This is a genomic window from Frankia sp. CcWB2, from assembly GCF_977927585.1.
This window is the reverse complement of record NZ_CDWRCM010000184.1, coordinates 6,222-9,425: the sequence shown is the minus strand read 5'-3', so window position 1 is coordinate 9,425 and position 3,204 is coordinate 6,222. Positions and strand designations below refer to the sequence as shown.

General features: G+C 69.5%; 3 protein-coding genes. All 3 read left to right on the top strand.

Annotated elements, in window-relative coordinates; all coding sequences use genetic code 11:
- Positions 1-1,229 (top strand): serine/threonine protein kinase (locus ACY45C_RS17210; protein ID WP_462188582.1); only part of this gene is annotated, 1,229 nt, incomplete at its 5' end.
- Positions 1,230-1,268: 39 nt separating this feature from the next.
- Positions 1,269-1,589, top strand: a complete 321-nt coding sequence (locus ACY45C_RS17205) for a hypothetical protein (RefSeq protein WP_462188581.1) — start codon at positions 1,269-1,271, stop codon at positions 1,587-1,589.
- A gap of 193 nt (positions 1,590-1,782) precedes the next feature.
- Positions 1,783-3,204 (top strand): dynamin family protein (locus ACY45C_RS17200; RefSeq protein ID WP_462188580.1); only part of this gene is annotated, 1,422 nt, incomplete at its 3' end.

Sequence of the window (3,204 nt, the reverse complement as noted above, 5' to 3'; positions counted from 1 at the left end):
AATGTTTACCCAAGGGGGTGCTGCATCGTGACGTCAAGATGGACAATATTCTCTTTGATGTCGCCGACACGCTGAAGGTCACCGATTTCGGTATCGCGACGATCTTCGCGGGGACGGCCGCGACCGCCAGCGCTGTCGTCGGCACCCCGAAGTACATGGCACCCGAGCAGATCTCCGGCGACCGTCTGGGCCCTGCCACCGACATCTACGCCCTGGGAATCGTTCTCTATGAGCTGTTCACCGGGGCGCCGCCATTCCAGCAGCTGTCGTTGCCGGCTCTTTACCTGCAGCATCTGAACACGCCTCCCGACCCGCCGGCCGGTGTGCCGCCCATGGTGGCCGAGGTCGTGATGCGTGCCCTGGCGAAGGACCCGGGGCAGCGCCACCAGGACGCCCACTCGTTCGCTCTCGACCTCGCGCATGCGGTCACCGAGACCCTCGGCCCGGGCTGGGTCGGTCGCTCGGGCTTCGCTGTCCGGCTCGCCGACGACCTGCGCGAGGCCACGGAACGAAGCCCCGCATCGGCGGCGACGCATCCCGCGTCTCCGGCTCCGCCTGCTCCGTCCGCGCAGGAACCCGCGCAACCATCGACGACAGGGCCGGCCGAGATGCCACAGCCGGCCTTCGCCGCGCCCGCGCGCTCCCCTCGGACCCAGACAGCCGCGGATCACACAGCCACCGCCGATCATGGCTCCGACGCTCTGGCGGAGCCCGATCAGCTCGCCACCGTCCGCCCCTGGGCACAGGGCTGGGATCCGTCGGCGGATGGCCAACCGGGCGCCACGGCATCTACCGCTTGGCCGCGGTCCGGGAAACAGAGGAAGTCGAAGAAGCCGACGGAGAACAGGGGCAGACCGGCCAGGTCTCGGTCTCGCCGGGTCCGCTGGGTGCTCGTCGCTGTTCTGCTGCTCGCCGCGATTCCCGCGGTCGCCCTCGCTATCATTGCCACCGCCGGGGAGTCCGACCAGCCGAACCACCGCCGCCAGTCGGTCAGCGTCACCGTCTCTCCCCGAAGCCAGGCGACGACGCCTACGCTGCCCGCGTCCCTTCAGGCCCGTCACCGGGAAATCTACAATATGCTCGACCCGTACCAGATAGATCTGGGCACCTGCGAGGCCCGGACAAATCTGGAAGGAGAGCCGTGGAACGCCTGGGCAGCAATAAGCTGTAAGACGACCGCGGGCTACTTCCGGATGCAGTTCCTCCGGTATGGAGTCGAAATGAAATAACTTGCGCGTTTCAAACCCTCCACAGGCCTGTGACCTGCGATGATGCTCTCGATCGCGTATTTGTTACTTCATTACGTCCCCTATCTCCGGGACTCTCACCTGCTGGAGTATCTGACGGTCGCCACGCGGTCGCTTGCCGCTCATGCGGAATGCAACCAGGCAGTGAATGGATGGTGGTACGCGCAGGTCGGGGGAAACTCGGTCGGTCGTAGAGTCTGCGGCCTACTGCCCGGTGGCCTCTTCCAGATCAACTGGTCCTTCGATGCCGAGCGCATCGTCGCGATTCACGAGAATCTGGTTCCGGGAGTCGTCCTCACGTGGTGGAAAGAGCACGCATGCCTCATCCGCGGCGCGTGCTGACCATGGCACACCAGCCGTCGTCGGTCGACTGGAACGCGGGGCAGAGCAGCCAGGCACCCGCCCTGCGCCGCGTTCTCCGCACAGACCTGGGAGCCGCGGGCTGTGCCGGGTCCCGTTGGCGCGGCCAGGCTGTCGACCGTGTCCAGTGCTTGATCAGGTCTGGTGGCGGCCGGTGAGCGGTGTGGCGGATCCCGTGAGCGGCGCTGTCGACAGTGACGTGTTCAACCGACTGGTCGACCGGCTCGCGGCCGAGAACCCAGGTCCGGACGGCGGGGCGTCCGACGAGCTGGCGGACCTGTTCGCGGTGGTGCGGCGGGTGGTGCTGCGCCGGGATGAGCCGATGCGTGTCGCGGTCGTCGGGCGGATCAAGGCGGGGAAGTCCACCGCGGTGAATGCCCTGTTGGGGTACGAGGCGGCGGCCACCGGGCGGCTGGAGCTGACCTTCAACGTCCAGGAGATGCACTACAGCGACGTCCCCGCGATGATCGTCCACCGGCGGGACGGGCGGCGCGAGCGGCACCCGGTCGAGCTGCTCGAACGGCTGACCACGCGGGACGGCACGCCGGACGAGCTGCTCGCTGACATCCGCAAGGTGGAGGTGGGCCTGCCGATCCCCATGCTGCGGCGGTTCCGGCTCGTCGATACTCCGGGCCTGGGGAGTGTGCACCATACCGACTCGGCGAACACCCTGGCGGCGCTGGGCATCGCCGACCCGGCCGAGCAGGCCGTGGCGGAGCGGGTGCTGGCGGCCTCTGGCGGGGACGCGCGGCGGGTGCACGCGGAGAGCATGGTCGAGCTCGACCGGGCCGACGCGATCGTCTATCTGTTCAGCCGCGCGCTGTCGGACGAGGGACGGGCAGCGGTCGTCGACTTTCTCGGCGAGGCCGCGGCTGCGGTGACCCCGATCAGGGCGTTCGGTGTGCTGACCCGATGTGACCAGTACTGGCCGCCGCCGCCGGGGCCGGACCGGGACCTGCTTGGGTTCGACCCGATGGCCGCGGCAGGCGTCGTCGCTGCCCGCTACGCCGCCGATCCGGGTCTGCGCAGGCTGTTCCACAGTGTGCTCCCGGTCGCCGGCCTGGCAGCCGCCGGCGCCCAGACGCTGCCCGACGACGCCTTCGCCGTGCTGGCCGATCTGGCCGCCATCGAGCCCCCGCGCCTGGCCCGGGTCCTGGCCGACGCCGACCGGTTCACCGCCCCGAGCTGCCCCGGGATCGATGTCCCCCAGCAGGCGCGGCAGTGGGTGCACGGCCGGCTGGGCGGCTGGGGCGTGCTGCTCGCAGCCCGGTATCTGCGCGATGGGCTGGGCCCCGAGGCCCTGCGCGCCCAGCTTGTGCGGGACAGCGGGGTGGCGCAGCTGCGTCGCGTCCTGACTGGGCACTTCGGTAACCGGGCAGATCTGATCAGGATGGACGGCGGGCTGCGTGACGTCGACGCGGTGCTCGTCCGCACCCGGACCAGGGTCGTGCGGGCCGGCCGGCTGGTGCCGGAGATGGTCGAGGACCTGGCGGAGGAACTGGAACGGGCCCGTGCCGAGGAGCCGGCTTTCCACGAGCTCGATCTGCTGGCCGCGCATTACCGGGGCGATCTCGACCTGACGGCGGCGGAGGCCGAG

Bases quoted from the DNA above. Each gene is read 5' to 3' on its own strand.
- ACY45C_RS17205 (WP_462188581.1), top strand. From the start codon at position 1,269: ATGATGCTCTCGATCGCGTATTTGTTACTTCATTACGTCCCCTATCTC.